The organism is Collinsella sp. AF36-3AT (genome assembly GCF_003475205.1).
In the GTDB taxonomy this organism is placed as follows: domain Bacteria; phylum Actinomycetota; class Coriobacteriia; order Coriobacteriales; family Coriobacteriaceae; genus Collinsella; species Collinsella aerofaciens_AF.
Window position 1 is genome coordinate 233712 of record NZ_QROZ01000001.1, and the last position, 23809, is coordinate 257520.

At 60.3% G+C, this 23809-nt stretch carries 20 protein-coding genes; 6 read left to right on the forward strand and 14 right to left on the reverse strand.

Annotation, left to right across the window (positions count from 1 at the left end; all coding sequences use genetic code 11):
- Positions 1-101: 101 nt before the first annotated feature.
- From ftsX to DW003_RS01005, 12 genes are all read right to left on the reverse strand, one after another.
- Complete coding sequence (gene ftsX / locus DW003_RS00950; RefSeq protein WP_089572231.1) at positions 102-1022, reverse strand: permease-like cell division protein FtsX; 921 nt, start codon at positions 1020-1022, stop codon at positions 102-104.
- A complete protein-coding gene (ftsE, locus tag DW003_RS00955; RefSeq protein ID WP_118387065.1) occupies positions 1009-2229 on the reverse strand; it encodes a cell division ATP-binding protein FtsE in 1221 nt (406 codons plus the stop codon). The genes ftsX and ftsE overlap by 14 nt, the downstream gene beginning before the upstream one ends.
- Positions 2230-2679: 450 nt before the next feature.
- Complete coding sequence (locus DW003_RS00960; protein ID WP_118387067.1) at positions 2680-3621, reverse strand: transketolase family protein; 942 nt, start codon at positions 3619-3621, stop codon at positions 2680-2682.
- A 1-nt stretch (position 3622) separates the two neighbouring features.
- Positions 3623-4453 (reverse strand): transketolase, encoded by an 831-nt coding sequence (locus DW003_RS00965; protein WP_117839682.1) that lies wholly within the window; start codon positions 4451-4453, stop codon positions 3623-3625.
- Positions 4454-4660: 207 nt separating this feature from the next.
- A complete protein-coding gene (locus tag DW003_RS00970; protein WP_117839681.1) occupies positions 4661-5551 on the reverse strand; it encodes a YitT family protein in 891 nt (296 codons plus the stop codon).
- A gap of 167 nt (positions 5552-5718) precedes the next feature.
- On the reverse strand, positions 5719-6867 hold the full coding sequence (prfB, locus tag DW003_RS00975; RefSeq protein ID WP_118387069.1) for a peptide chain release factor 2: 1149 nt from the start codon (positions 6865-6867) through the stop codon (positions 5719-5721).
- Positions 6867-9674, reverse strand: a complete 2808-nt coding sequence (gene secA, locus DW003_RS00980; RefSeq protein ID WP_118387071.1) for a preprotein translocase subunit SecA — start codon at positions 9672-9674, stop codon at positions 6867-6869. The genes prfB and secA overlap by 1 nt, the downstream gene beginning before the upstream one ends.
- Before the next feature lie 310 nt (positions 9675-9984).
- The gene (rpmE, locus tag DW003_RS00985) at positions 9985-10398 is read right to left on the reverse strand and encodes a 50S ribosomal protein L31 (protein ID WP_117638071.1); all 414 of its coding nucleotides are present in this window, start codon (positions 10396-10398) and stop codon (positions 9985-9987) included.
- 366 nt (positions 10399-10764) lie between these two features.
- Positions 10765-11109: a hypothetical protein gene (locus tag DW003_RS00990; RefSeq protein WP_006235302.1), complete on the reverse strand. Its 345-nt coding sequence runs from the start codon at positions 11107-11109 to the stop codon at positions 10765-10767.
- A 1-nt stretch (position 11110) separates the two neighbouring features.
- Positions 11111-12925, reverse strand: coding sequence for an ABC transporter ATP-binding protein (locus DW003_RS00995; protein WP_118387073.1), 1815 nt, complete (start codon positions 12923-12925; stop codon positions 11111-11113).
- Between the two features lie 153 nt (positions 12926-13078).
- Positions 13079-13819, reverse strand: a complete 741-nt coding sequence (locus DW003_RS01000) for an ATP-binding cassette domain-containing protein (RefSeq protein ID WP_117769450.1) — start codon at positions 13817-13819, stop codon at positions 13079-13081.
- Between the two features lie 5 nt (positions 13820-13824).
- Positions 13825-16047 (reverse strand): hypothetical protein, encoded by a 2223-nt coding sequence (locus tag DW003_RS01005; protein ID WP_118387075.1) that lies wholly within the window; start codon positions 16045-16047, stop codon positions 13825-13827.
- A gap of 135 nt (positions 16048-16182) precedes the next feature.
- Here DW003_RS01005 and DW003_RS01010 point away from each other — a divergent pair, with 135 nt between their 5' ends.
- The 6 genes from DW003_RS01010 (at position 16183) to DW003_RS01035 (ending at position 20788) form a co-directional block, all read left to right on the forward strand.
- Entirely contained in the window at positions 16183-16695 is a 513-nt protein-coding gene (locus tag DW003_RS01010) for a DUF2975 domain-containing protein (RefSeq protein WP_118387077.1), read from the forward strand.
- A 9-nt stretch (positions 16696-16704) separates the two neighbouring features.
- Positions 16705-16956: a helix-turn-helix transcriptional regulator gene (locus tag DW003_RS01015; protein WP_006235292.1), complete on the forward strand. Its 252-nt coding sequence runs from the start codon at positions 16705-16707 to the stop codon at positions 16954-16956.
- Between the two features lie 18 nt (positions 16957-16974).
- On the forward strand, positions 16975-17682 hold the full coding sequence (locus DW003_RS01020; RefSeq protein ID WP_255413728.1) for a site-specific integrase: 708 nt from the start codon (positions 16975-16977) through the stop codon (positions 17680-17682).
- A gap of 396 nt (positions 17683-18078) precedes the next feature.
- Positions 18079-18366 (forward strand): ACT domain-containing protein, encoded by a 288-nt coding sequence (locus tag DW003_RS01025; protein WP_006235289.1) that lies wholly within the window; start codon positions 18079-18081, stop codon positions 18364-18366.
- Between the two features lie 74 nt (positions 18367-18440).
- Positions 18441-19859 (forward strand): citrate synthase, encoded by a 1419-nt coding sequence (locus DW003_RS01030; RefSeq protein WP_117630075.1) that lies wholly within the window; start codon positions 18441-18443, stop codon positions 19857-19859.
- Between the two features lie 86 nt (positions 19860-19945).
- Positions 19946-20788, forward strand: coding sequence for a Cof-type HAD-IIB family hydrolase (locus tag DW003_RS01035; RefSeq protein WP_118387081.1), 843 nt, complete (start codon positions 19946-19948; stop codon positions 20786-20788).
- A 42-nt stretch (positions 20789-20830) separates the two neighbouring features.
- On the opposite strand, the gene DW003_RS01040 is transcribed toward DW003_RS01035, so the two are convergent.
- Together DW003_RS01040 and DW003_RS01045 are read right to left on the reverse strand one after the other, a co-directional pair.
- Positions 20831-21625: a Cof-type HAD-IIB family hydrolase gene (locus DW003_RS01040; RefSeq protein ID WP_118387083.1), complete on the reverse strand. Its 795-nt coding sequence runs from the start codon at positions 21623-21625 to the stop codon at positions 20831-20833.
- A 171-nt stretch (positions 21626-21796) separates the two neighbouring features.
- On the reverse strand, positions 21797-23617 hold the full coding sequence (locus tag DW003_RS01045; protein ID WP_118387085.1) for an adenine deaminase: 1821 nt from the start codon (positions 23615-23617) through the stop codon (positions 21797-21799).
- Positions 23618-23809: the final 192 nt, after the last annotated feature.

A 23809-nucleotide genomic window follows, 5' to 3' on the forward strand; every position in this document is an offset into this window, starting at 1 on the left:
AGTCTACCCAAATGATTCGCTTTCCTGCCGTTCCCTTGGGATCAAAAAACGGGCCGCCCCATAAGAGACGACCCGTTGGAAGGGATGAATTCCAGGCATGCCTACACGCGCAGGTAGCGGCGCATGGCTATGGCAGAACCAAAGAGACCGATAATCACACCGACCAGAATCAGCGCAGCATAGGTCACCAGGTAGTACTGCATCGGCAGGGCAAACGACATCCAGCCGATGCTCTCCTGCAAACGCGGAATCATCAGATTGCGCAGCAGCTCCAGAACGCCGATGGAAAGCAGCGAGCCCAAAATGGCCTGCAGTACGCCCTCGGTGATAAACGGGCCGCGAATGAAGCCGTTGCTGGCGCCGACCAGACGCATAATCGCAATCTCACGACGACGCGCCGTGATGGACAGGCGAATCGTGTTGTTGATGAAGATGAATGCGATAAAGGTCAAAAGGCCAACGAGCACCACGGCGGCGATGCGGATGTAGTTGGTCACCTGGAACAGGCGGCTCACTTCCTCTTGGCCGTACAGCACGCTCGCGTTGACGTCGCCGTCATCCGCGATCTTCTGGAAGTCGGCGTTCTTCTTGAGCTTCTGGGCCGTGCTCTCGACCTTGGACGGATCGTCCATCTCAATTGCAAACGAAGCCGGCAGCGGGTTCTGGCCATCGAGCGCGCTCATGGTGGCGTCGGCGTTGCCCGACATCTTGCTCGTATACTCGGCCAGCGCGTCGTCCTTGTCCTTATAGGTCACGGACTTGACGTTATTCCACGTCTTAAGCTCGGCCTCAAAAGCCTGAACATCGGCCTGATCGGCGTCATCGCTAATGAACGCGTTGATGACAACCTGATCCTCGACGGTGCCGATCACGGAGTTCAGCATCGCGGAGCCCATGATGAACAGGCCGATGATAAACAGCGAAAGGAAGATCGTGATGACGGCGCCGAGCGAGGTAGTCCAGTTACGGAAGAAGTGACTGATTGCCTCTTTGAAGGAGTAGCCCACGTTAGTTGGTGCCATAGTTGCCGTAACCTCCCCTCTCCTGGTCGCGGATAACGTGGCCGCCCTCGAGGGCGATCACGCGACGGTGCATGCTGTCGACCATCTCGCGGTCGTGCGTGGCGACGATCACGGTGGTGCCGGTGCGGTTAATACGCTCGAGCAGCTTCATGATGCCCAGCGAAATCGCCGGGTCGAGGTTGCCCGTGGGCTCGTCACAGATCAAAAGCGGCGGGCGGTTGACCATGGCGCGGGCAACGGCAACGCGCTGCTGCTCGCCACCGGAAAGCTGATCGGGCAGCGAGTCCATCTGATCAGCCAGGCCGACCAGACGCAGCACCTCGGGAACCTGGCTGCGAATAACGCCCTTGGGCTTGCCGATGCACTGCAGGGCAAACGCCACGTTTTCGTAGGCAGATTTTTGAGGCAGAAGCTTAAAGTCCTGGAACACGGCGCCAATCTGACGGCGCAGGAACGGAACCTTGCGATTCTTGATCTTCATGAGGTCCTGACCGGCAACCAGGATGCGGCCGCTCGTCGGCTTGACGTCGCGGTTGAGCGTCGACAGCAGCGTGGTCTTACCCGAGCCGGAATGACCGACCAGGAAGACGAACTCGCCCGGATAGATCTCGATGTTGATGTCGTCGAGTGCAGGCTTGTTGGGCTGTGCCGGATAGATCTTGGTGACATGCTCCATAAGGATGACGGGCTCGACACCGGCCTGCTTGGCCATCTTCTTGCGGCTGGCTTGCGGATCGATGGGCGCAAACACCGACGTAAAATCGGGGTTGTTGAGCGCGTTATCGAGGCTTGCGACCTCGGCGGCCTGATCGCTCTCGACCACCGGGGCAGCAGGCTGCGTGGGATCGGGAATAGCGGCAAAGAGACCGGACTGCGCAGGCTGAGGAACCGGCATCGCAGGGGCCATGGGGTCGGGAATGCCGGCCATGCTAGGCTGCGGCGCGGCGGCGCCAGCCTGAGGCTGCTCCACGCGAGCGGTCACAGCCTGAACGGGCTCAAAACCCGCCGTGCCGGAAAGCGCAGCATCGCTGGTGGGATTGTAGGCAAAGGGATCGGATGCCGGCTGTGCCTGATCTGCCGGCTGAGCGGGGGCCTGAGCAACAGGCTGGCCCTCTGAATCCGGAGTGGCGAAACGACTGCCCTGGACGCCTGTCTGCGTCTTGGGGGCATCATCGCCCGCACCGGAGGTACGGAAGTGGTTACCCACTGGTGCTCCTTATCGTCGTGCGTTTAAACTACATGAGCGCTTTGTATTTTAGCAGCATTAGCTTTACTGCACATAAGAAGCATGGCGGGGTTTGGGTCTCACCGGCCGGGCGCAGGGTTACCTCCCAAATCGTCCTCGCGCATGGCCGGCATTTGTCCTGCTCCTGCGGAGCTGCGGACAAACGCCGGCCTGCGCTGCGGAAAGATTTGGGAGGTAGCCCTGCGCCCGGCCTGCGGCTACTATGGGGCCGACGCACCAACTTGAGATGCTGCGCATACAAAGTTGGAAGGGTCTGAATTGCACTTTGTTGGGATGGGTCCGTTTCCCCATGGGAACTTTGCTTGGCAGGACTCTAATTAAAATTCAGCATAAACAGGGGCGCCCTCTTTGAGGACGCCCCTGTTCTGGCTTGTTTGCGGTTGTCGACGCGATACTTTGCCTCGTCTTGCCTTATGCCAAGAACTCCTTGGTGGTCGCCACGATGTTGGCGGCGTCCAGGCCATACTTGTGCAAGAGCTCGGCACCCGGGCCAGACTCACCGAAGGTGTCGTTGACGCCGATCTTCTTGAGCGGCGTCGGGCACTGCTCGCACAGGACGTCGGCAACGGCGCTGCCCAGGCCACCGATCACAGAGTGCTCCTCGACGGTCACGATGTGGGCGGTCTTGGTGGCGCTCTTGACGATCAGGTCGGCATCGATGGGCTTGATGGTGTGCATGTTGATGACCTCGGCGTCGATGCCCTCGGCAGCGAGCTGCTCGGCAGCCTCGAGAGCCTCGCCGACCATCAGGCCGCAGGCGATGATGGTCACATCGGCGCCCTCGCGCATGACAATGCCCTTGCCCAACTCGAACTTGTAGGTCTCGGGGTCGTTGATAACCGGCGAGGCCAGACGGGCGAAGCGCATGTACACGGGGCCGTCGCACTCGTAGGCGGCGCGCGTCACGGCACGGGCCTCGATGTCGTCGGCGGGAACGATAACGGTCATGCCGGGGATAACGCGCATCAGGGCGATATCCTCGCAGCACTGGTGCGTGGCGCCATCCTCGCCCACCGAGATACCGGCGTGCGTGGCACCGATCTTGACGTTAAGGTGCGGGTAGCCGATGGAGTTGCGGACCTGCTCAAAGGCGCGACCAGCGGCGAACATGGCAAAGGTGCTCGCAAAGGCAACGCGACCGGTGGTTGCGATACCGGCGGCAACACCCATCAGGTTGCTCTCGGCAATGCCCACATCGAAGAAGCGATCGGGGCAAGCGGCCTTAAACTTGCCGGTCTGCGTGGCGGCGGCCAGGTCGGCGTCGAGGACCACAAAGTCATCGTGCTCGTTGGCGAGCTCGACGAGGGCCTCGCCGTAGCTTACGCGCGTGGCGATTTTCTTGACGTCTGCCATCCTAGAGCTCCTCTCCGGCGGCCGTGAGCTCTGCCATGGCCTGCTCAAACTGTTCATCGTTGGGGGCCTTACCATGCCAGCCCACCTGGTTCTCCATGAAGGAGACGCCCTTGCCCTTCGTGGTCTCGGCAATAATGGCGGTCGGCTGACCCTTGGCAGCGCGAGCCTCGGCAAAGGCGGCGCGGATCTGATCGAAATCGTTGCCGTCGGCAAGCTCCACCACGTGGAACTTAAAGGCGCGGAACTTGTCGGCGAGCGGCATGGGGTCGTTGACCTCCTCGACGGGACCATCGATCTGCAGGCCATTGTGGTCGACGATCACGCAAAGGTTATCGAGCTGCTGGTTGCCGGCAAACATGGCGGCCTCCCAGACCTGGCCTTCCTCGCTCTCGCCATCACCCAGCAGGGCGTACGTGCGGTAAGTATCGCCCCAGTGCTTGGCGGCAACGGCCATGCCCACGGCGGCGGAGATGCCCTGGCCGAGCGAACCGGTGGACATATCGACACCCGGGGTGTCGTTCATGTTGGGATGACCCTGCAGGTGGCTACCGATGTGGCGCAGCGTCTCGAGATCCTCCTTGGGGAAGAACCCACGCTCGGCGAGCACGGCGTACAGACCAGGCGCGCAATGGCCCTTGGAAAGCACGAAGCGGTCGCGATCGGCCTTGCGGGGATCGGCCGGGTCGACGTTCATTTCCTCAAAGTACAGATAGGTCATGATGTCGGCAGCGCCGAGCGAACCGCCCGGATGGCCGGACTTGGCAGCGTGCACACCGGTGACGATGCCCTTCCTTACCTCGTTGGCAACCTTTTTGAGCTCTTCGTCGCTCATTGTGCCTTCCTTTCATCCTCATTAGACAAAATGCGCACGGCACAGAAGGTCATCCCAACACAGCCGCAATGCACGTACGTTATTCATTATGCTGGAAACTGATGGCTTTACCAGAGTTTTTATCATTATTTGAACAATTGAGCAGGCAGAACCGCTGATGAAACGGTTTATCAATGTGAACGTCTTTTGGATGGGACGCAGCCTGCCCTACGCGTTAATGTCCTTGAATCCCTCGCCAAAGGTTTCCGTAACATCGGCAACCGTCACAATGGCGTGAGGATCACGCTCACGCACGATCGTCTTGAGGGTATTGAGCTCTCGACGGCTCACGATGACCATAATCACCGGCTTCTCGGCACCCGAATACATGCCAGTCGCCTTAAACTTGGTACAACCACGACCCAGGCCATACATGATATCGGCAGCGATATCAGGGAACTTGTCCGAGATGATGAGTACCATACGGCGTTTGTTGCCACCATCGACCACGGCATCGATCACATAACCGCTAATGACCATCGAAAGACCTGCATAAAGTGCGTTTTCGATTGAAAAGACCGGAGCCGACAGCGCGCATACGGCAACATCGATCGCCATGACGGTCGAGCCCACGGGCAGTGAGGTATTACGCGAGATGATTTGGCCAATCGTGTCCGAGCCGCCGGTGTTGGCGCCGGCGCGCAACACCATGCCGTAACCGATGCCCGTAATAATGCCGCCCCACATGGCAGGGAGCATCAGGTCCGCATCCGCCAGAGGTGCTACAAACGGGGCGAACAGATCGGTAAAGAAGCCCAGCAGCACAAAGCCCGTCGCGGTCTGCACCACGTAGAACATGCCGCCCTCGCGCATAACGACCAGCAACAGCAAGGCGTTCATCACGATCGTCTGAATACCAACGGGAAGTGATAGGCCGCGCGATGCGCCGACCGCCTGGATAATGGTGGCAAGGCCCGTAACGCCACCGGCAGCAAGGCCGTTGGGAATCAAAAACAGGTCGGTCGCGATGGCGGCCAGAGCGCATCCCAACATAATCTGGGGCAGGTCGTGAAAGAAGTTCATCGATAGAATGCGCTTGATGTCCAGACGATATGCCATGCTGCCTCCCTCAAAAAAGCGCACCCCATCGGATGCGCTTTGAACTTCTTCTTGTATTCGATTCTACCGATTCGCCGGACAAAAACCACCCCTGCGCAGGGTTTGCTCTGGATACAAAACCACCCTGCTGGGAGGGTTTTAATTCATCCTCTCCTAAACCGAGCGGTTTAGGCAGATGGAACCTCCGCATCGGCGTTGCCGGTAGCCCAACGGTGATAGCCAATCACAAACGGATCCAGATCGCCATCGTCAAGAACGGCCTCGACGTTGCTGGTCTCCACGCCCGTGCGCAGGTCCTTAACCATCTGGTACGGGTAGAGCACGTAGCTGCGGATCTGGTTGCCAAAACCAATCGTGGTCTTGGGTCCGCGAATCTCGTCCAGAGCCTCGGCACGCTTCTCGAGCTCAATCTCGTACAGGCGAGCCTTGAGGATCTGCATGCACGCGGCCTTGTTCTGGATCTGGCTGCGCTCGTTTTGGCAGGTAACCACAATGCCGCTGGGGAAATGCGTCACGCGCACGGCGGAGTCGGTGGTGTTTACGCCCTGGCCACCCGGGCCACTTGCGTGGTACACGTCGACGCGGATGTCGTCGGGGTTGATCTCGATATCGATATCGTCGGGCAGCACCGGAATGACCTCGACGCCGGCAAACGTGGTCTGGCGGCGCTTCTTGTCGTCGGTGGGGCTAATGCGCACCAGGCGGTGGACACCGGCCTCGGCGCGAAGCATGCCAAAAGCATCCTTGCCTTCGACGGTAAAGGTCGCGCGATCAATGCCAATGACCTCGGCCGCGGGGCAATCGTTGATGGTGACCTTCCAACCGCGGCGCTGGCAGTACTTCATGTACATCTTAAAGAGCATGAAGGTCCAGTCCTGGGCCTCCAAACCACCCTGCCCGGGCTTGATGGTTACAATCGCGTCGCCATGGTCGAACTCCCCGGTAAACCAGCTCGCAAGCTCAAGCTCGTCGATGGCGCGGGCCAGGCGTTCTGCCGTAGCGGCAGCCTCCTCGCGCAATGCGACGGCGTCGGGGTCATCCCCCATCTCCTCGGCAAGCTCCAGCGCGGCGCGGGCATCGGAAAGCTCGCCGCGCGCGGTGTCCACGGCAGCGATATCCTCTTTAGCGCGTGCAATCTCCTCCATCGTGGCGCGAGCGGCGTCGGCGTCATCCCAAAAACCCGGGGCGACGCTTTTGGCCTCGAGCTCCGTTACGCGGGTGCGCTTCTCGTCCAAATGGAGGTACGACTCGACCTCGCCGAGCCGGTCCGCAAACGCGTCCAGCTCGGCGGGCGTTACCTCTAAAGCCTCAGCCATTAACGATTCCTGCCGTGGCAGTACTTGAACTTCTTACCGCTACCGCAAGGGCACGGGTCGTTGCGGCCCACGTTGACGTACGGATCGTCGCTCTCGGACTTGCGGTAGGTCGTCACCTTGCCACCGTTGTTGACGGCAGCCGGTCCGCCTTGGACAGCCGTGCGGGCCTGCACCTGCGCCTGCTTGCGCAGCACCGAGTCGCCATTGTCACCATCGACCTCGGCAGGACCGGAGAAGTGCGCACCCTCGAGCGCGGGCTCCTCCTTGTGCTCCACGACACGCGGGGCAGCCTTGATCTCGATGCGCAGAACCGTGCGCAGGTAATCCTCGTACATGGTGTCGACGAGTATCTGGAACGCGCCGTAGGCCTCGGTCTTGTACTCGACCAGCGGGTCGCGCTGGCCAAAGCCGCGCAGGCCGATGCCGGTCTTGAGGTAGTCCATCTCCTGCAGGTAGTTCATCCAGCGGGTATCGATGACGCGCAGCATGACCTGGGTGTTGAGCTCGCGCATCAGGTCCTCGCCCAAGCGCTCGGCTTTCATGTTGTAGCACTTCTCTACGTAAGCCAGGACATCGGCAGCTAGGGCCTCATAATCCTCGTCGGGGAACTTCGGCGTATCGATGTGGCCGGTGAGCTCCACAACCCACTTGCGCAGGCCCTCCAGGTCGCGCTCGCCATCGTGACTGTCCTTGGTGCAGAACTCCTGCACGCAGCGGTACACGGTATCGTGCATGACCTCGGTGATGTGGTCGGTCAGATCCTTGCCGTCCAGAATCTTATTGCGCTCGGCGTAGATGACCTGGCGCTGCTTGTTCATGACGTCGTCGTACTCAAGAACGCTCTTACGCATGGAGAAGTTGATGCTCTCGACCTTGTGCTGGGCGCTCTCGACAGCCTTGGAGATGATCTTGTGCTGGATGGGCATATCGTCGCCCATGTCAGCCGTGACCATCATCTTGGAGACGCGGTCCATCTTGTCGCCGCCAAACAGACGCATCAGATCGTCCTCGAGCGACAGGTAGAACTGGGTTTCGCCCGGATCGCCCTGACGGCCGGAACGGCCGCGCAGCTGATTGTCGATACGGCGGGATTCATGACGCTCGGTGCCGATGACGGTCAGGCCGCCGGCGGCAAGAACGCGCTCACGCTCGGCCTTGCAAGTCTCCTTGGCCTCGGCGTTAAACTGCTCGAGCTGCTCGGGCGTTACGTCCTCCATGGTCAGACCCTCGTACTCCAGGCGCTCACGCACCAGCTCGTCGGGGTTACCGCCCAGCAAGATGTCGGTACCGCGGCCGGCCATGTTGGTAGCGATGGTCACGGCGCCATAGCGACCAGCCTGGGCAACGATATGGGCCTCGCGCTCGTGGTGCTTGGCGTTGAGGACCTCGTGCGCGATACCGCGCTTCGTGAGGGCGGCGGACAGCTTCTCGGAGCTCTCGATGGAGACGGTACCCACCAGGACCGGCTGGCCCTTAGCGTGGCGCCGCTCAACGTCGTCGGCAACGGCGTTGTACTTGGCCTGGATGGTGCGGTACACCAGGTCCTCGTGGTCAACACGCTGGACGGGCTTGTTGGAGGGGATGACCTCGACGGGCAGCTTGTAGATCTCGCGGAACTCGGCATCCTCGGTGAGTGCCGTACCGGTCATGCCGGAGAGCTTGTCATACAGACGGAAGTAGTTCTGCAAGGTGATGGTGGCCAGCGTCTGGTTCTCCTCGCGCACGAGCACGCCCTCTTTGGCCTCGATGGCCTGGTGCAAGCCCTCGGAATAGCGGCGGCCCTCCATGATGCGACCGGTGAACTCGTCGACGATCTTGACCTCGCCGTTCGTGACCACGTACTGCTTGTCGCGATGGAACATGTACTGGGCCTTCAACGCCTGCTGTAGGTGGTTGACCAGCTGGCCCGAAAAGTCGGCGTAGATGTCCTCGATGCCCAGACGGCGCTCGATCTTCTTAAGACCGCGCTCGGTGGCGGCGATGGTGTGCTTGGCCTCGTCCATGACGTAGTCGCCCGTGGGCTCAACGTCCTCGGTGGCGGTAAGCATGTCGTGCGACACGTCCTCGCCGCGCTCAAGGCCACGCACGGCGCGCGCGAAGTCCTTGTAGGTGCTGGCGGACTTAGTGCCGGCGCCCGAGATAATGAGCGGCGTCCTGGCCTCGTCGATCAGGATGGAGTCGACCTCGTCGACGATGGCGTAGTTGTGACCGCGCTGCACGCGCTGCTCGGGACGGGTGACCATGTTGTCGCGCAGGTAGTCGAAACCGAACTCGGAGTTAGTGCCGTAGGTGACGTCTGCCTGGTAGGCCGGACGCTTGAGCTCGAGCGGCATGTTGTTCTGGAGCAGACCGACGGTCATGCCCAGGTACTTGTAGATGCGGCCCATCCACTCGGAGTCGCGCTTTGCCAGGTAATCGTTGACGGTAACGACATGCACGCCCTTGCCGGCGATAGCGTTGAGGTAGCCGGCCAAGGTGGAGACGAGCGTCTTGCCCTCGCCGGTCTTCATCTCGGCAATATGACCCTCATGAAGCGCCATGGCGCCGATGAGCTGTACGTCAAAGTGGCGCATGCCCGTGATGCGCTTGGAAGCCTCGCGCACGGTGGCAAAGGCCTCGGGAAGCATGTCGTCGAGCGACTCGCCGTTGGCGTAACGCTCGCGGAACTTATCGGTCTGGGCGCGGAGTTCCTCCTCGGTCATCTTCTCAAACTGGGGCTCAAGACCGTTGATCTGGTCGACGATCTTGTAGTAGCGCTTAAGGTCCTTATCGGATCCAAAGGACAGCAGCTTTGACATGAATCCCATGTGGTTTTCCTTTTTGGCCATCGCCCACGCCGTGCAGCTGCGGACGAGTTAAACACAGATGATTGTACTTTAGCCAAACAAGGCGCGGCCTATACGGTCGAGCTCGACCGCCACGTAATAACTACGACCAACCTGCCACAATGGGACAGGTTAATTTTGGCAGGTCTATCTGGGCAAACGCCGCCTCTCTGCCATGTGGTGTCATGGGGAAAGGTTAGTTTGCACTAATTTAAAAAGAAAAAGGGCCGCGCACCCAAATGGATGCACGGCCCTCATGCCATGAATGCGAGCGATTCTCTCGGCGAGCTATTTACTCAGCAGCCTCGGTGGTCTCGGCCTCGGCAGCGGCCTCCTCGACGGGAGCCTCGGCGGCCTGCTTGGCAGCCTCCTCGGCGAACTTAGCGGCACGCTTAGCCTTCTCGGCAGCCTTAGCCTCAGCGGCGGCCTTGCGAGCGGCCTCGGCCTCAGCAGCCTTGGCGGCCTTGGCAGCCTTGGCCTCCTCAGCCTTCTTGAGCTGGGCGGCAGCGGCGCCACCGAACTTGTCGGCGAAGCGCTGGACGCGTCCACCGGTGTCGACGAACTTCTGCTGGCCGGTGTAGAACGGGTGGCACTCGTTGCAAAGCTCGACCTTCATCTCGGACACGGTAGCGTGCGTCTTGAAGGTGTTGCCGCAGGAGCACGTCACCGTGCACTCGACATACTGGGGATGGATACCCTGCTTCATGGTAGGACTCCTTATTGGTCAGGCGCTGGTTACCGATCAGCGCATAAGGCGTCTTGGTTTCCGACCAAGACAACAAACTCGGTTATGGTACCACGGCGCCGCGCGTCCCACAAAAGGTTCACGGTCTTTTCGGAACGACACGAATCTGACCCATCGAAACACATCTCCACCGTTCCTTCAACTGGGAAAATGCCGTCCCCGGGGCTTGAGAAGGGCCCCGGGGACGTTCGACTGACTGCGGGAACGGCCTTTCCGCTCAATGTGTTCGGCTGAGATCGGAAATCAACCAAACTGAACCAGGTTCAGCTGGCATGGTTAAAAACGGGGGCGACGCTTTTGCGTCGCCCCTCGTCCCAGCCGGTTGCTTTAGTTGTACACACGGTAGTTACACTTGAACTGGGTTATGTGTCCATAGTTGGAGCGGTACCAACCCGACGTATAGCTGATTGCCTCTGCGCCTAGATAGTCGTAGCCCTTGTTGTAGCGAAGCTGACGGTAGGTCGTGTCGTACTCTGCTACGTAAAACGTGTCTCCAGAGAAGGCTTTGTACCGGTCCTTAACCGTCGAAGCCATGTACGCGGGTTCGACATCGCCTTTCTCCCCGTTGAGCGCATAGACGGGTGCCGCGATTCCGCATAAAGCCGTTGCCACGAGGATGGCGTAGACAGCCATGCGCGACGCATTGGACTTCAGCTGTTCAAATAGTTTCATGTCATTCACCTCGCTCGTATGTATCGAGGTATTCCTGCTTGAGCGTCTGCGAGGACGACTTGATCTTTTCCACGAGCGTGCCGGCTTCGATGAAGTAGAACGAGTTGGTGAGGTCTGCCAGGTCGTCGAGTAGATGGCTTGAAATGAGCACGCTGCGTCCCCGCGCCACTTCGCTGCGCATCGCGTCGCAGGAGGTTTTCCGTTTTCCCGGATCGAGGCCGTTCAGCGGTTCATCGAGGATGAGGTACGGGCAATCGGTCGATATCGCCATGGCAAGCTTTACCTGCTGCTTCATTCCTGTCGAGAGTTTACGGGTCGGCTTGTCGAGATATGGGGAGATTCCGAGGGAGTCGCAGAGCGAGTCGATGTCGGCGGCCGATTTCCACGCCTCCCTAACGAAAGCAAGGTGCTCGATGGCCGATAGCGTGGGATAGAGATCCGCGCTGCCCGAAGAGCTCAGGTAGACGAGTTCTGCAAATTCGGCTGATCGACGTTGGCAGATTCCGTCTGCCGCCAGGCTTCCCGAGCGGATGCGGGTGGGAAATTGGCCCGACAGCGCTTCAAGAAGGGTGGTTTTCCCCGAGCCGTTGGGAGCAACGAGGCCCGCCGCCGTTCCCGGGCTCAGGAAAAGCGACCCGATTGAAAGTATCGTCGTGCTCCCGTATCCCACGCTCGCGTCTAGAAGCTCGAGCCCATGGTGCTTTTTAGCGGGTCCAGCCTGTTTGGGCGAACGTGCCGCAACGGCGCCGACCGCAAAAAGGACCGCGACGTATATCAGGGCCACGGCAAGCATCGATGCGCTGCCTGAACCGGAGCCAATGAATTCTGTCGGGAAGCATCCTACGTAGCCCGTGGCCTCGATAGGCGAGAACACGGCCAGCGGCAGGAGCCCGAGCACGGCATTATGCTCCAGCGCCGAATCGGACAGCAACGGGAATGCCGGGGCCGCGACAAGCAGCGCTGAGGTAAGGGGGCCTGCGAAGACGCGCCTCGTTGCGGTCGATAGGACGGCGGAGCAAACGGATATCAAGGTTCCGCCCGCAAGCAGCGCGAGAAGCAGGGTCGTGAAGACGTTTCCCGCGGTCGTGGTGGCAAGCGCGCCGTCATGGAAGAAGGCGATCGGGTACCCAATTTGCCCGAAGCCGTTTAGGACCAAGGCGTAAATGCCCCCGGGTGCGAGGCCGGCGAGGAGCATCGCGGTCCCCGCGACGATTATCGAAAACACGATCTGGATAAGGCGCCGGAATTTGGGCGCGGGCGCCTTTGCCGCCAGGGTCCCGGGCCTTGTGGCGCCGAGCACGAGTATCGACGAGAGAAGGAAGGGGATGAAGGGAAGGAAAGACGGCGCCGTGGCAATGGCGTAAGGCAGGAAGGAAAGGAATGGCAGGTCGTTTGCGGAGGCCGGGATATCCGTGATGCCGGAGCTGCTCAGGGCACGGCAATACGCGAGGTCTGCGTCATTGGTCTCTCGGTCTCCCACGATGGACCCGGATTGGAAGCCTTCGTCCATGAGCGCGTAGTAGCTCTCGGCAGAATCGAGAAAGGCGGCGTCGGTTTGAGCGGCAAGGGCGGCGTTCGCGTATCTTGCAAGCTCCGCGTCAGCTTGCTGCTCTGGCGATAGGTCTGTGCCGCTGGCCTGGGGCGCGCGCGTATTGAATGCGTCGACAAAGCTCTGCATGCCCTGCTTCATAAAGAAGGGCCCGTAGATGGGTGAATTGAACGCAATGGGGATGGAGAAGGCTGCAGCGAGAACGAGCGTACAAATCCATGCGGCCTTGTCTCTTAGGATCAGTTTGAGAAGAAGTCGACAGTACATTTGGAAGCACCTACGTTCCTCAAAGAATCGTTAGATTAAAAGTAACAGACCGGATGAAGATACGTGCGACGGGGGCGAGGCGAATGGCTGAGCGGTATCGATATGCGGGTTTAACGGTATTATATTGACCACATAGATTTTTAACTTGCATTTCTACCCGCCCTTTTCGTAGAGTCGCCGATACGTGCTTAGCGCACCCTCGGCGCGTCCGGCAGGCTTTGCGAAATGGGATCCAGGAGACTTCGGCGCAGCATCATCTTGCGGAATGCTTCTAATGAGCCTCCCATCCTTCAAAAACAGAATCTCATCGCACAGCCTATCGACCGAATCCAAGATGTGGGATGACATGATGATGCACGTACCAGAATCGGCCAGCTTCCTGAGAATCTCGGAATGCAAGTCCACCCTGCTGGGGTCGAGCGCGTTCATGGGCTCATCTAATAGAAGGTACCGCGCGCCCGTCGCATACGCAATCGCCAGGGTAAGCTGCTGCTTCATGCCCTGGCTCAGAGTGCGGATCCTCATCTTCGCGAACTCGCCTATCTGCGTTTGTTCCACTATCTCTTCGATATCGCGAGCATGCGGCCACATATCGCAAACCATCTTGAGGTGATCTTCCGCACGCAATCCGGGATACAGCAGCGTCCCCTCACCAGGTGCATAGAAGATCATAGAACGGACCTCTCTCGCACCCGTACCCTGCACCTCATCCAGAACGATGCTCCCGTCCACGCGAGGACCCGGCAAACCTGCCATCGCACGCAGCAACGTCGTCTTTCCATGCCCGTTCGGAGCGACGAGACCGTAGACCGTACCCGGGGCAAACTCAGCGTTCACCGAATCTACGAGCACCTTCTTTCCATAAGAGATCGTCAGCGTTTGAAGGTCAATCATCGAGATCATCCCCTTTCGATCTTTGGAACACTCAGGCGCACCATCAACGGAGATACGGCGCCCAAGACCACCAGCAGAGCGCCCGATGCGCCGACGACCTCTCCAAAAGGCATCGCGTTCGTCCCTCGCCCAAGGAACCCAATCGTCCCCACCTGGGAAGCGGGATCAAACGAGGCGAATGGAGCCAGCAGCGCGACGCCCATGCCCACGCTTTCAACATGAGCGCTCAACGAACCCAACACCAAGAGAACCGCGCAAACCATTCCGGTGACAACGGGGTTGCGGCTAATCGCTGCTGTCAACGCAGCGACGACGGAAATCACGCCGTATGCCATGACCAGCAACGGAATACTGCACAACACCGCCTCCCCCACCATGGACGTTGTCGAAGTTCCCGCCCGAATGAGAGCGACGGGATACTCCGATCCACCCGCACCGTTCTTAATCACGGACACAACGACAGCGGGAACCATCGACACCAAAAGCAGCACCAAGCCAAGCAGGAGAGCCAGCGCAACAGCCGTCAGAAAACGCACATGCGCTGTTGCGGGGATCTGGAGAACCAGAAGGGAACGACACTGCAGGTGGGCGCACGCGAGCGATGTGACAACCACGGGCAACAGCAAAAATAAGGAGGGAAGCGCTGCCTGGAGATACGAAAGGAGGATTAATGGGGGCATCTTCGTACTTAACTCGTAAACCTTGGGGTCCGGCAAACTCGCGATCGACTCAAGCAGAAGGGCGCGCGCCTCCGCACGAGAAGGAGTCTCCGGCTCGATTCCGATCGATTGCAGGAGAGTCGCATCTGCCGCGCCCAGCTCACCTCGAGCGCGCTCGTACGTCGCAAGGCTTCGAAACCCCTCCGCAGGCATAGGCGCGTACACGAAACCCGAAAGAGCATCCCGCATGTCTTCCAGGGCCGCTTTGCCCTCGACGTCCATATTCGCAGCGTTCTGCTCTAGATACCGATCTATTGAACGGAGCTCCCCATCCCTATACCGAACAGCGGAAACGTTATCAGCGTCAGGAAACATCTCGACCAGAGCCGGGGCCAGCATCGTCGTCGACATTGCAATCGCGCATACGGCGAGGGTAGGAGAACGCAGGAGCAGTTTCCCCATCGTTCTTACGTATGCAACGGCGGAGGCACAAGCGCTCGAACGAGTTGCCGTTCTCGATGCAGTGAAGGAACCTCTCTCAAGACAAATCGGGGATATCGGGCACGCGCAGCCGCTCTTTCCAGCAACGCAAAGCAGGCTAATTGCCAGCACCTCGATCCCGATTGCGCATACGAGGGCAATCGCGCCACGCTCGAAGCAAAGTCCAGGCAGATTCACTATCTGCGTTGTCGGGTACGGGCTATAGGCGCCGACGGTCAACTCAGTGTTCGCATACGTAAGGGGATTCAACAGGGCGAACTCACGTAAAGCGATGGATCTTCCGTAATACCCGGGAACCATCGTCACCCCCATCAGGGCACATACGAACACGATTCCAAGCGTAGGGTTATTGGCAATCTTCACGGCAAGGTGAACGACAAGCGAGATGAACGCTGCCACCAAGAATTGCAAGATGGCCGTCTGCGCGAACACCAGCCAAGCCGGTTTGATAACCGGAGTCGCATATTGAATGTAGCCTATCGGATAGAACGGCGAGCCCGGGCCATTCTTCACAAGCGCGGCGATTATCCCTGGAAGATTGATGGCGAGGACGGCAAGCATTGCAAAAACACTCGCCCATACGCTCGATGCAACAAGTCTACCCAGCTCGCCCATCGGTGCCTGGATGATGAGCTTTTCACGTTTGTTAAGACGCGCGGCAAGGAACGAGACGGCAACGGCCGCTGCGACCCATAGCAAGTACTCCTTCGATCCGTCATAATAGGTGTACTCTCCATCCGATATCTGCAGAAACGGAAGTAGGGGAGAGAGCGGTGCCAAGATAAGACGTCCCGCGGCAAGAGGGTACAGAAGCGCGGGCATGCTTGATGAAGAGGTATAGACACCGTCCTCCCCCGCATTCACAAGCGCATCCGCATAGGATGCTGACAATTCCTGCTCAACACGGGTTATTCCCGACTCGAGGTATTCGACCCGTCCGTCGATGCCAGCCGCGCTCCTGAAGACGGGCAGAGCACAAAGAACCATCAACGCAACAACGACAACACAGAGCGACCTGGAGGAGAGAAGCGACCTAAAGATCGCCTTCGAGATTTTGAGCATATTCATCGCCAACCTTAACCTCATCCAGTCGGAACAGAGGGGCCGAACAAAATGCTCGGCCCTTATTACTTGCCGGCAAAGTCAATTTAACATAAACTGTTAAAAAGTAACCTGAGTTTTTTAAATTCTTCGGAGGTTATTATGAGTTCCGACAATCGCACTCCCCGGCTTCATTCCTTCCGCATCGCATGTGCGATAGCCTCTGCGACCCTTTGCGCCACCGCCATCGCACAAGTGGCGTTCTCCTTAAAGCCAGCAATCGAAGTGCTCGACAACCCTGTAATTGCAGACTCCCCCGCGTATCCAGCCCTTGCGATCTCGACATTGGTCCCTGCCGTCATCGGTATCGCTACGACCATCCTCAGCGCCGTTCTCGTGCGGACGATCAAGAGCGGAGACCCCTTCAAGAAAGGGTCTGCGACATGCTTGAAGGTGCTCGGCATTCTCTTCGTTGTTCAAGCTGCCACCAGCCTCTACGCCGGCTCACTCAAAACCTCCGTTTCGATGTTTGGCGGCGAGGGGGCCGTCGGCGCCCAAGAGATCGCTTCATCATTCGATTGGACCTCTCTGGTTCTCGGCATCGTCCTGTTCATGCTTTCCCAGCTCTTCTTGTACGCCCGAGAGCTGTACCTCGACTCCGACGAGATTGCGTAAGGAAACGCCATGCCCGTAATTGTTCGCCTCGACAAGATCATGGCCGAGCGAAAGATTTCCTCGAACGAACTTGCCGAAAGGATTGGAACCACGCCCGTGAACCTGTCCCGTATTAAAAAAGGGCATATTCGCGGCATTCGCTTCAACACACTCGAGCAGCTATGCCTCGCCCTTCGTTGCCAACCCGGAGACCTTCTCGAAGTCATGAGCGAAGAGGATGCCCGAAAGGAGTTCGGACTCGATTGGTCCGCCGAGGATTAGAGGGCGGTCGTACTCGCCCTGCACACGGGGATGCGAATCGGCGAGGTCTGCGGCCTTCGGTGGTGCGATGTGGATTTCGAGACGGGCCTGATCTCGATCAGACACTCGGTGGCGTACGCGAAGGGAATGGGTTCGTTCATCAAGGACACCAAGACCCATGACGCCAGGGGTATCCCCATCGACCCGGTCGGCCTACTCCCCTTCCTGAAGGAGACCCACGAGATCGACTGCGGAAAGCTGCGCTTGCGCGGCCTTACCGGGGCGGTCGAGATCGGGGACTGCTACATCCTGTCGGAGCCGGGCGCGACCTTCGCGACGACAAGCTATATCCGCAGGGCGTTCAAGACGTTCTCGGAGACCAACGGCCTCATGGGCACCAACGACGAGCTGATCACGTTCCACGGCCTTCGCCACACGTTCGCAACGCAGTGGATCCGCCAAGGCGGCGATATCAAGGCGCTCCAATCGATCCTCGGCCACAAGGACGCCATGGCGACGCTCAACGTCTACGCCGACATCGAGCCCATCTCCAAAATCGATAACATGCTGCGCGCCACGCCGTGCCTTTGGCGCGGGCACCTCGGGCCGAGGGTCGATCCGGGTCCCATGTTCCAACAGAGGATCCAGGAGTCCATCGAGACGCTCCAGGCGTTCGGCTACGGCATCACCGAGCCGGACGACCGAAATATCGCCATACGCGACGTGAAGACGAACAGTTGGCTCTAGCTCACCGAGTACGCGGCAGTGCTGGGCCCATCCCAACTGAGGTCACGGTGGTCCGATAGGGGCGCCGCCCGCGGCATGCGCCGCGGAGCGGTATCCCCTACCGAAGGGCGGGGATGCCCTCCGCTTCCAGTTCGGAATCAGCCGTCGGAGGCGTTCGGCTGACTGCGGGAACGGCCTGTCCGCTCAATGTGTTCGGCTGAGATCGGAAATCAACCCAACACGAGCCGGACACGCGCCAGACGGCTCTTCCCCGTACGGCCTTCCCCCTTACGCTCATGTTGCAGGCATGTAACGCCGCAGCGAGCGCGCCTTTTTTGCGCCAGACAGGTACAATGATGAACACTGTACCGTAGCGGAGCGCCCCGCGCGCGCCGCAATCACGCGAAAGGGTTTCCCATGGCCGAGATCTCGTCCTCCCGTATCGTCATCACCGTCCTTGGCAAGAACCGCCCCGGCATCGTCGCCGGCGTCACCCGTGTCCTAGGCGAGGCCAACGTCGACATCCGCGACATCACGCAGTCCATTATCGAGGACATCTTCACCATGACCATGCTGGCCGATACCGCCGAGTCCAAGCTCGACTTCGCCGAGCTGCAGAAGGCGCTGGCCGAGGCCGGCGAGCTTTCGGGCGTCAACGTGTCCATCCAGCGCGAGGACGTCTTTAACTTTATGTACCGCCTGTAGCGAACAGGCTGCGTGGAGACGGCCCAACGTGCGCCCAGGCGCAACGTCACCACATGGCCCGGAGAGGAGCGCACATGGCCTACGACGCCAAGAAAATCTACTACCGCTTCGACGACCACCTGAGCCGTCTGGTCTTGGATTACGAAGCAAGCCGCCAGATTTCGTCTGAGAGCGAAAACCTCTACCACGGCCTGCCGACCGACCCTTATGACGAGGGCCTGTTTGTTGAGCACAATGTCAAGCGCGGCCTGCGCAATGCCGACGGCTCGGGCGTGGTCGCGGGCCTCACTCGCATCTCGGATGTGCACGGCTACAACAAGGTCGACGGAAAGGTCGTGCCCGATCAGGGCAAGCTCACGCTTCGCGGCTACAGCATCGAGGATCTGGTCAACAATGCCCAGGCCGAGAATCGCTACGGCTACGAGGAAGTCGCCTATCTGCTTATCACGGGTTCGCTACCCAACAAGGAAGAGCTCGACGGCTTTTGCGAGCGCTTGGGCGCCTTTAGACATCTGAGCGACGAGTACGTCAAAGAGTTCCCTATGACCACGGTGTCGTCGAGCATCATGAACGTGCTCCAGCGCGCCGTGCTGCTGCTCTACGCCTTCGATGCCGAACCAGACGTGATCACGCCCGAGCACGAAATCGACGTCGCCATTTCCATGCTCGCACGTCTCCCGCGCATCGCCGCCTTCGCACACATGGCCTCGATCGCCAAGCTTCGCGGCTCCGAGGTTCACGTGCCGCACCCCACGCCCGGTCTCTCCACCGCCGAGACCATCCTACAGGTCCTGCGCGGCGGCATGGCATTCACCCGCGATGAGGCGATGCTGCTCGACGTTATGCTCATGCTGCATGCCGAGCACGGCGGCGGCAACAACTCCACCTTCGCCTGCCGCGTGCTGTCCTCTTCGGCAACCGACCCGTATTCCGCTTACGCCGCGGCTATCGGCTCGCTCAAGGGCCCGCGCCACGGCGGTGCCAATGCCAAGGTCGTGTCTATGCACGAGGACATCCGCGCGCATGTCTCCAACTGGGAGGACGAGGACGAGGTTGCAGCCTACCTGGGCAAGATTCTCGACAAGCAGGCCTTCGACGGCACGGGCCTCATCTACGGCATGGGCCACGCCGTCTACACGCTGAGCGACCCGCGTGCCGAGGTGTGCCGCCGTTACGCGCGCTCACTGGCAGCCAAGAAGGACTTGGGCGAAGAGTTCGCACTCATCGAGCGCATCGAGCGCCTGGCACCGCAGGTGATGCGCGACCACGGCATGACCAAGCCCATCTGCGCCAACATCGACCTGTACACAGGCTTTATCTACAAGATGCTCGGCGTGCCCGAAACGCTCTTTACGCCGCTATTCGCCGTCGCCCGCATGGCCGGCTGGTCGGCACACCGCATGGAAGAGCTCTTCTGCGCGCACCGTATCATCCGCCCCGCCTATCGTCCGGTGATCGAGCCGCTGGAGTACAAGCCGCTCGCCGACCGCTAGGACGCGGACCGTTATAGAACCCGAGCGTGGCCAGGGACCCAAGCCCTCGGCCACGCTTTTTATGCCAGTAGAAAGGGCTGCATCGAATGATTGTGTTTTCCGACATGGATGGAACGCTGCTGACGAGCGATAAGCAGATGAGCGACGCCACCTGGGCGATGCTCGACGAGCTCGCGCGCCGCGGTATTGAGTTTGTGCCCTGCACGGGGCGCCCGCTGTCGGGCGTCTTTGAGCCCATCCTCGCCCACCCCGCCGTACACTACGCAGTCTGCGCCAACGGTGCCAGCGTCTGGCAGCTCGACGACGGTACGCCTACCGATGTCTCACGTGCTACGCGCATTTTGAGCCGACCGCTCGACCGCGCCATCGCCCACCGCGTCCATAGCATTGCCGCCGGCCACGATGTGACCTTCGATATCTTCGCGGACGGACAGTGTTTCCTCCCCCGCTCGCTCTACACGCGCCTGGACGAGTTCTGTGGCGGCGATCCTCACATCGCGGCTTCGCTCAAGCGCACGCGAACGCCGATCGACATGGATATCGACAACAAAATTGACGAAGTCGAGGTGCTCGAACGCATCGCCATGTACTGGCACAACCCGGCCGATCGCGACGCCATCGCGGCAGCGCTCGACACGCTCGAAGGCATCGAGGTTACGCGTTCGTACGCCATGAATATCGAGGTCATGGGCGAGGGAGCCACCAAGGGAACGGCATTGGCGTGGCTATGTGGGCATCTGGGCGAGTCTCTCGCCGACGCCTGGGCCTTCGGCGACAACATCAACGACATTCCCATGCTGCAGGCAGCAGGCCACGGCATGGCGATGATCAACGCCGAGCCCGAGGACCGCGAGGTGGCCGACGCCATCACCGGATACGACAACGACCACGACGGCGTCGCCCACACCATCATGGCCGCCCTCGCCTAGCAGCAGCAACCCGGCAGAAAAGGAACGTCCCTAACTGCTGGATTAAGCAAGGCTCTCCAGAACACGGCGGAGTTCTTGCTGGACGGCGTGGTCGCGGTTACAACCCACCACGCGATCGGCCACCGCCTTAAGCGCGGGGCGCGCGTTTTCCATCGCGCAGCCCGTGCCGACAAAGCGAATGATCTCGTAGTCGTTCATCGAGTCGCCAAACGCCATGACCTCGTCGCGACCAATGCCGTAATGCTCCGCGAGCTGCGCGATACCCGAGGCCTTCGACACACCGGGCTGCATGGCATCGATCCACGCGTTGCCCGAAGGCGCAAAAGTAAAGAGCTGACCAAGTTCGCGCTGTAGCACGTACGCACTGTCCATAACCGCACTGTCGTCGCAAAAGATACTCGCTTTGATGATATTTACGCCGGGATCGGGCAGCTCCCAAATACGCTCGGCATTGGGAAGGTCCTTATCGACCTCACGCACGAACTTGCACTCGTCATCGAGCAGGAAGGACTTGGTTCGGTCAAAGAGCGCAAGATGCAGATTGGGAAACGTCCTGACGGCTTGGGCGAGCCTTCGAATCGCCAGGTGGGAATACACCTCACGGTCTACCATCTTACCGTCGGCGTAGACTTGGGCGCCGTTAGCGGCGACAAAGTCCATCTTGTCGCGAACGGGCGCAAAGAACTCGCACAGGCGATCGTAGCGACGACCTGACGATGCGGCGAAATGCACGCCATGCTCGTGTAGCGCCAGAATCAGTTCGTAGGTCTCGGGAGGCACCTGGCCGTTTTCGTCAAGCAGTGTGCCGTCCATATCGGATGCAATCAGTTTAAACATAGAAAAGCTCCCTTCGGGCTTGTTGGAATCGAACGTGTATCCGATTCCAACGTACCCAAAGGGAGCTCAAATAAGACTCCGCGGGCGTAAACGTTACATAGACCTGGCAAATAGCTCACGCGTGCCAGAGAGCCCACGACCGCGGCGGCAGGCGACACGCCACCCCGATGACTAGTCGGCGTAGGTGAAGGTTGTAACGTCGAACATGCCCTCGGGGCGGATGCGGAGCGTCGGGATAACCGGCAGGGGCAGGAAGATGATGCCCATGATGGGGTCGAGCGGCGGCTCAATACCCATGGCGCGTGCCTTGACCATAAAGTCGTCGTGCTGCGCGGCAACGTCCTCGGCCGTGCCTTCGCTCATAAGGCCACCGAGCGCCAGCGGAATGCGCGCCACGACCTCGCCGTTACGCACCAGCACGTGGCCGCCCTGGCCCACGGCCTCAACGGCAGCCATCATATCGGCCGCGTTGTCGCCCACCACGCACACGTTGTGCGAGTCGTGGCCGATCGTCGAGGCGATGGCACCGCCCGTAATGGTAAAGCCACGCACCCAGCCGCGACCAATGTGCTTGCCAACAAGACCCAGGCCCGCAGGGCCATCACCGTCGGCCCCCTCGGCCTGCAGTGACAAGCCGCGGCCGTGGCGCTCGATCAGCATAATGCGGCGCAGGCCCTCGGCATTCTCGGGACGAGCCATGCCCGTGATGGCCTTGCCCGGCACCACGTCGATCACGGCCTCGCCCGGCTTAAAGGCATAGTCGAACACGTCAAGCGATAGCTTCGGCAGCTTAACGGAAGCACGCAGCTCATCGGCAAGGGCCGCAACCTCGGCCATCTCGGGTGCGATCTCGCCCACAAAGGTGCCGTCCTGCGCCACCAGAGCACCGGCGGCATATACGCGATGCGGAGCCGTGGCAAACGTCAGGTCGTTGAGTACCAGCAGGTCGGCACGCTTGCCCGGGGCGATGGCGCCACGCAGCTCGTGCGGGTCGCGGCAACCGTGGTCCAGGCCAAACGCCTCGGCCGTGGAGAGGGACGCCATAGAGATGGCAACCACGGGGTCGATACCGGCCTCGATAGCCACGCGACAGGCATTGTCGATCATGCCGGTCGCAAGCGCATCGGAAGGGGCGCGGTCGTCAGTCGCAAAGCAACAGCGGCGGGCGCGCGCGGGATTCTCCAGCAGCATCGGCGACAGGTTGGCCAGGTCATGGCTGCAGGTGCCCTCGCGCAGCATCACGTACATGCCACGAGACAGCTTGTCGAGCGCCTCCTCGGGAATCGTCGACTCATGGTCGGCGATAATGCCCGCCGCGGCATAGGCATTGAGGTCCTTGCCGGCAACGAGCGGCGCATGGCCGTCGACCTGCTTGGACGGCGTCTGGTTGGCAGCATCGATGCGAGCACAGGTCTCAGGATCGGCCATAAAGACACCCGGCAGGTTCATCATCTCGCCCAGGCCAAAAACGTCGCCCGGATGCTCGGCAAAAAACGCCTGCATGTCAGCGGCGGTAATCACAGCGCCCGCTTGCTCATCGGGCAGCGCGGGCACGCACGAAGGCATCATGTACTTGATGGAGATGGGTGTACGGCGGCCGTCCTCGATCATAAAGCGCAGACCGTCCAGGCCCGCCACGTTGGCAATCTCGTGGCTGTCGGCAATGGCGGTGGTGGTACCGCGCGTCGCCGCCATGCGCGCATACTCGGCGGGGCGGATGTTCGAGGACTCAATGTGCAGATGTCCGTCGATAAAACCGGGGGCGAGATAGCGACCCTGGCAGTCGATAACCTCGGCAGCCTCATAGGTACCGGCGGCATCGTCGCGCCCGTTGTAGAGCACGCCGACGATTACGCCGTCCTTGACGGCAACGCTACCGGGCGCCACGCGCTGACCGTACACGTCGACAATCTGCGCATTGGCAAACAGCGTGTCGACGGGCACGCGGCCCTCGGCAGCGTCGATCACAGACCTCATGACCTCAACGGACATACATACTCCTTTAACCGTAGAAATAACTGCGGGGCGGACGGGCCTTCACCGCAGCAAGCCAATAGCCATTGTATGCCCAAACGATGGGTCGGGAATACACCCCCCTCCGCTTAACGGCACACGCCACCCCGCGCAATGAGAAGGAGTGTCCCCCTACGACTACTCATTTATGTCTGTCCCCAATGAGTACCC